The sequence below is a fragment of the Rhodococcus sp. P4_B6 genome (assembly GCF_056402215.1).
The window spans coordinates 1-5835 of the sequence record NZ_JBFUHV010000306.1 but is presented as its reverse complement, the minus strand read 5'-3'; the positions used below and the strand labels follow the sequence as shown (position 1 = coordinate 5835).

General features: G+C 67.9%; 5 protein-coding genes and 2 pseudogenes. All 7 read right to left on the bottom strand.

What is annotated here, in order from left to right:
* Window positions 1-233: pseudogene (locus AC1DWT_RS49175) on the bottom strand (ABC transporter permease); the annotation flags it as partial.
* A 61-nt stretch (window positions 234-294) separates the two neighbouring features.
* Window positions 295-1322: pseudogene (locus AC1DWT_RS49170) on the bottom strand (substrate-binding domain-containing protein).
* Between the two features lie 140 nt (window positions 1323-1462).
* A complete protein-coding gene (locus AC1DWT_RS49165) occupies window positions 1463-2443 on the bottom strand; it encodes a Gfo/Idh/MocA family protein (RefSeq protein WP_206012485.1) in 981 nt (326 codons plus the stop codon).
* Window positions 2440-3303 (bottom strand): sugar phosphate isomerase/epimerase family protein, encoded by an 864-nt coding sequence (locus AC1DWT_RS49160; RefSeq protein WP_206012484.1) that lies wholly within the window; start codon window positions 3301-3303, stop codon window positions 2440-2442. Before AC1DWT_RS49160 ends, AC1DWT_RS49165 begins: the two co-directional genes overlap by 4 nt.
* Window positions 3300-4307, bottom strand: a complete 1008-nt coding sequence (locus AC1DWT_RS49155) for a Gfo/Idh/MocA family protein (RefSeq protein WP_095863881.1) — start codon at window positions 4305-4307, stop codon at window positions 3300-3302. Before AC1DWT_RS49155 ends, AC1DWT_RS49160 begins: the two co-directional genes overlap by 4 nt.
* A complete protein-coding gene (locus AC1DWT_RS49150; RefSeq protein WP_072951176.1) occupies window positions 4307-5086 on the bottom strand; it encodes an SDR family oxidoreductase in 780 nt (259 codons plus the stop codon). Before AC1DWT_RS49150 ends, AC1DWT_RS49155 begins: the two co-directional genes overlap by 1 nt.
* Window positions 5087-5287: 201 nt before the next feature.
* Window positions 5288-5835 (bottom strand): sugar phosphate isomerase/epimerase family protein (locus AC1DWT_RS49145; protein WP_477926054.1); only part of this gene is annotated, 548 nt, incomplete at its 5' end.

Below are 5835 nucleotides of genomic sequence, written 5' to 3'. Positions count from 1 at the left end.
ACCGCGCAGGCCATGATCCCGATCGTGGAGGAGGCGTAGAGCACCGTGGCCAGCGCCTCGGGGCTGCGGAACGGGGGTGCGACGACCATGAAGAAGACGAAGATCGCGATCGCACCGAACAGGGACCCGATCTCGGGGCGGACCAGCAGCCGTTGCAGGCGTTTTTGTTCCTTCACCCGTTCGTCGTGGACGACCTTGTGACTGGCAAGGTCCAGATCTTGCTGTGTGGACATGACTTTCCTTCCGTTACGCCGACGGTGCCCGGCAGTCGCGATGCTGTGCCGGGCACCGTGCTCAGCGGGTTCCGGCCTTGGCGTACTCGGCGATCGAGTCGATGTTGGACTGGTCGATGAAGGAGGGGCCGGTCAGTGTCGGCATTCCACCTCCGATGGTGTTGCGGTTGTTCAGGTACAGCCACAGCGAGTCCACCGCGAGGTAGCCTGCAGGAACGGCTGCTGGTCGATGGCCCATTTGACGTCCCCGGCCTTGATGGCGTCGACGAGGGCGGCGTTGGTGTCGAAGGTGACGATCGTCGCGCCGCTGCCGGCGTTGGCCTTGGACTGGATGGCGGTCAGGGCGATCGGTGCGCCGAGCGCGACGACGTGATCGATGGAGGGATCCTGCTGCAGTTTCGCGGTGATCGTCGCCTCGACCGAGGGCAGGTCCTTGCTGTTGACGTTGAGGATCTCGGTTTGTCCCTTGAATCCTTCGATCACACCCGCGCACCGGGTCTCGAGTGCGATCTGGCCTTGCTCCTGGATGATGCACAGCGCCTTCTTGGCGCCGTCGGCGGTCAGGCGCTGCCCGGCCGAGATGCCGGCGAGCTTCTCGTCCTGACCGAAGTACTGGGCCACGCCCTGGGCCTTGTACTGGTCCATTCCCCCGTTGAAGACGACGAGGGGGATGTCCGCGTCTGTGGCGGCGCGCACGGCCGGCGACATCGCGTCCGGCTTGGCGAGGGTGACGGCGATGGCGTCGACTCGGCTGTCGATGGCGCTCTGGACGAGGTTGGCCTGGTTCGGTGCCTCGGGATCCGAGGAATACCGCAGTTCGATATTGTCCTTGGCCGCCGCGGTTTCCGCGCCCTTGCGGATGAGGTCCCAGAAGGTGTCACCAGGAACCTCGTGCGTGATCATCGCAATGGTCGCGCGGGGGGTGTCCGCGGTGCCCGAGGCCATGCCACTACCCGTTGCCTCGGGTTTGCCGCCGGTGCTCGAGCATCCTGCGAGTAACACGGCTGTGGCGATGCCCAATGCCAGGGTGGTCACCCGGCGTGTGCGCTTGCCTGTGAACGGGACGGGCCGGCCGTCGTGTGTATCCATGTGGTTGGCCTTTCGGAAGCCGCAACCATGCAGGCATGGAAAAGCAGCGAGGGAGGGGAGACAGGGAGAGTGTGGGTGGAGAACCCCACCGGACCGGACGCGGGAAGTCGGTTCTCGAGGCCCGGTGGGGAGAAGGTGACCTACCGCAGGGGCAGGCCTGCGGCGCGGTACGTGGAGTCGATGAGCTCCATGGTGGTGACCGCGTCGTCGGCGTCGATCGGGAACGCGGTCCCGTCGGCAAGGTGTCGAGCGAAGGTGTCGAGCTGGTAGGTGTACGTCGAGCGGGTTCCGAGGCGTTCGACGACGGCACCGCTGTCGGTAATGACGGTGATGCGGTCATCGCCGGACTGCAGCGGGTAATCGTGGGCGAAGGCCTCGCCCCGGTCCCCGACCAAGCGCAGGGTCATCTCGAACCGGTCCCAGGTCATCGAGTTGATGCTGGAACCCGTTGCGCCGCTGGGGAACACCAGGTCGATGTCGCAGGATTCGTCGACCCCGGGGTCGCGTTCGATCGCTCGTGCCGCGACGACGGTGGGTTCGCCGCCGGCGAACCGGCCGAGCTGCCGGTGCACGTGCAGGCTGTAGCAGCCGAGATCCATGACCGTCCCGCCGGCGAGGTCGAGGCTCCACCGCGGATCGTCCGGCTTGGGTTCGGGCATCCGCATGACCACCTCGACCCGCTGCAGCGTCCCGAGGGTGCCGTCCTCGAGCAGGCCGAACATCCGCTGAATGATCGGGTGGAACAGGTAGTGAAACCCTTCCATGATCGGCACTCCCCGTTCCCGCGCCGCGCGCCGCACCAGTTTGGCTTCGACTGCGTTGCGCGCGAACGGCTTCTCGGTCAGCACCGCCTTGCCGGCTTCGATCGCCTTCAGGTTCCACTCGGCGTGGAAGGCGTTGGCGAGCGGGTTGTAGACCACGTCGACCTCGGGGTCGGCGATCAGATCCGCGTACGAGTCGACGACCCGTTCGACACCGTAGGTCTGCGCGAACGCCTCGGCCCGGTCGCGGTCGCGGGCGGCGACCGCGACCAGCCGGTGACCCAGGATCTGGGCCGGCCTCACGATCGCCGATTCCGCGATCCGCGAGGCGCCGAGCACCCCGATCCGCAGGGATGTCACAGCGACAGGCTTCGCAGGAACGCGGCGCTGGTCTTCACGTCCGCCACCGGGCCCTCGCCCTCGGGTTCGCCGGCGAGGATGGTGTCCTGTTCGAGGGTGAACCAGCCGTCGAAGCCGGAGTCCACGAGGTGCCGGACCACACCTTCGATGTCGACGTCGCCGGTGCCGAGCGGGGTGTACATGCCCTGCGCGACGGCGTCGGTGTAGCTGAGCTCACCGGCCTGCACGCGGGCGGCGAATTCGGCGTCGACGTCCTTGAGGTGGGTGTGGGTGATCCGATCTGCGGCGGCCCGGGCCAGCTCGAGCGGGTCGGTGCCACCGATCAGCAAGTGGCCGGTGTCGAGGCACAGGGGGATCGAGGAGCCGTCGAGCACCCGCTGTACCTCGAGGTTCCTCTCGACCATCGTTCCGACGTGCGGATGCAGGACGGCGCGGATGCCCTGGTCCGATGCGACGCGGTGCAGCCGGTCGAGGTTGCCCAGCAGCGTCTTCCAGCCGGCGTCGTCGAGGTCGGGGCGTGAATCGTAACCGTCGGTGTCGGTGATTGCGGCCAGCACCAGGACCTCGGCACCGGCCGCCGTAAACGCGGCGAGGGTGCCGGTGATGTCCGGGACCGGGTCGTGATCGGGGTCGTGCAGCAGCACCGGCGTGAACCCGCCGACCGCCTTCAGGTCATAGGAGGCGAGAGTGTCGGCCAGTTGCCGGGGGTCGGACGGCAGGAAGCCCTCGGGTCCGATTTCCGCGGCCTCGAGACCGGCGTCGCGCATCTCCGACAGCACCCGTTCGGCGCCGAGCTGGTGTCCCCAGTCGGGAACTTCACAGACACCCCAGGAAATAGGTGCTCCTGCAATACGAATCATCGTCGAACCTCACTCATCTGGACGGGTCGGTGGTGGGAGAGGGACAGCGTGGCCGCCTCGGCGATCCACGCCACCTCGAGGGCGTCGGCGGCGGTGCACGGCGACGGTGCGGTGCCGGCGATTACCTCGAGGAACGCGCCGAGTTCGGCGCGGTAGGCGGCGGTGAAGCGGTCCATGAAGAACCGGTGCGGTGGGCCGTCCGGGAACGTGACGCCGGGTTCGAGATTGCGGACGGGGGCGCTTGCGTCCCAACCGGCGACGACGCTGTCCTGGGAGCCGTGGACCTCGAGGCGGCAGTCGTAGCCGCGGGGGTTGTAGCGGGTGTTCGACACCACGCCGAGGGTGCCGTTCTCGAACGTCAGGGTGGTGGTGGCGGTGTCGACGTCGCCGCAGTCGGCGAAGATGGAATCGCCCTGATTGGATCCGGCAGCGTAGACCTCGGTCACCTCCTGCCCGACGACCCAGCGGACGATGTCGAAGTCGTGGACGCTGCAGTCGCGGAAGATGCCGCCGGAGGCGGCCACGTACTCCGCCGGCGGCGGCGCCGGGTCGAGGGTCGTCGAGCGCACCGTGTGCAGCCAGCCGAGTTCCCCTCGCACGACGGCGTTGCGGGCGGCGACGAACGCGGGATCGAACCGGCGGTTGTACCCGATCTGCACCGGCACCGTCGACGTCTTCAGCCGCTCGACGACCTGGTAGCTCTCGTCGGCGGTGAACGCGACCGGCTTCTCGCAGAACACCGGAATCCCGGCATCGACGGCGGCCAGGATCAGCGGCGCATGCGCCGGGGTGGCGGCCGCGATCACGACCCCGTCCACGCCCGAGGCGAAGACCGCAGCTGCGTCCTCGACCGCGCGCGCCCCGAACTTGGCGGCCACGGTTGCGGTGACGTCCGGACGCTCGTCGGTGACGACGAGGCCGTCCACCCCCGGCAATTGGGCGAGGGTGTCGGTGTGGAATGCGCCGATCCGGCCGAGGCCGATCACGCCGAGTGTCGATCCCATCAGTCCTGCCCTCCGATGACGGTCTGGTCCCAGTCGATGACCGAGCCGGTGACGACGCCACTGCGATCCGAGAGCAGGAACACCACCATGTCGGCGATCTCGTCGACCTGCCCGAGCTTGCCCATCGGCACCTTCGCCGCGGCCTCGGCGGCCCAGTTGTCGTCGGCGCCGTGGAAGCGTTGCTGGGTCGCGGTCTCGCCCTCGGTCTCGGTCCAGCCGATGTTGAGACCGTTGATCCGGATCCGGTCGAAGCGGTGCGCGTAGGCGGCGTTGCGGGTCAGCCCCGCCAGCCCGGCCTTCGCCGCCACGTACGGAGCCAGGTAGGACTGCCCGCCGTGCTGCGCGATGGAGATGATGTTGACGATCGTTCCCGGCGCCTTCCGCGCCACCATGTCCGCGACGGCGGCCTGCATGGTGAAGAACGGGGCCCGCAGATTGACGGCCATGTGCTGGTCGAACAACTCCGGCGTGGTGTCGACGAGGGTGCCGCGGGTGGTCAGGCCGGCCGCGTTGCACAGTGCGTCGATGCGGCCGAATTCCTCGATGGTCCGGGTCACCGAGTTCGTCGCCTCGGCCGGGTCGACGAGGTCCGCTTGCACGAACCGGACCTGCGCGCCCTCGGAGTCGAGTTCGGCGGCCAGGGTCTTGCCGGCCTCGGCCCGGCGGCCGGTGAAGACCACTCGGGCGCCTTCGCGGGCCGCGGCTCGCACGACGCCTGCGCCGACACCTTGCGTCCCGCCGCTGATCAGAACGACTTTCCCGTTCAACAGGGTGGCCACTGGATTCCTTTCGTTCTGTCCCCATCGGCGTCTGTGCCGGTGGGTCGGTGATGCACACGGCCAGTCCGAGCAGCGACTGCACAATCCACTGTCTGTGTGCCCTTGCCAGTCTTGCTGTGACGCACGCCTCAATCAATACGGTATTCCCATCATTTTCACCTCACCGCCGCAGACCGGATGGCGATGGGAGAGCCGATGAGATCAGCTGTCGTCCCCATTCGCGGCCGCCAGGTCGGCGACCTCGAAGCACCGCAGGGCGCCGTCGCGTGCCCGGGAGAGTGCCTCGGCGACGGGCAGTTTCCGGAACTCCTGCGACATGTGCTCGATACCCCACGGTCCGTCGAAGCCGACGCGGCGGACCGCATCGATGAACTTCGGGACGGCGAATTGGCCCTCGCCACAGGGAACCCGGTTGTCGAAGGTGTCCTCGAGATCGGTTCCCCGCACGGCAGTCCAACCGTCGTCGAGTTCGACGCCGAACACGAAGCGCGACGGAATGATCTCCGTCAACGTGTGGTAGTCCGTCCCACCCCGGAAGGCGTGCCAGATGTCCAGGATGAGCCCGCCGTTGGGGTTGCCGACGTCCTGGACGAACCGCGCAGCCTGTTCGGTGGTCTTGACGTGGTGCGAGAACGGGGTGTTCTCGAACGCGATCTTCACACCCGCGGCGGCGCCGTCCGTAGCGAGCGCGTCGAACTGCTCGCAGAGCAGGTCGAAGGAGACGGCGATCCCGTCACGGCGATCCCGTC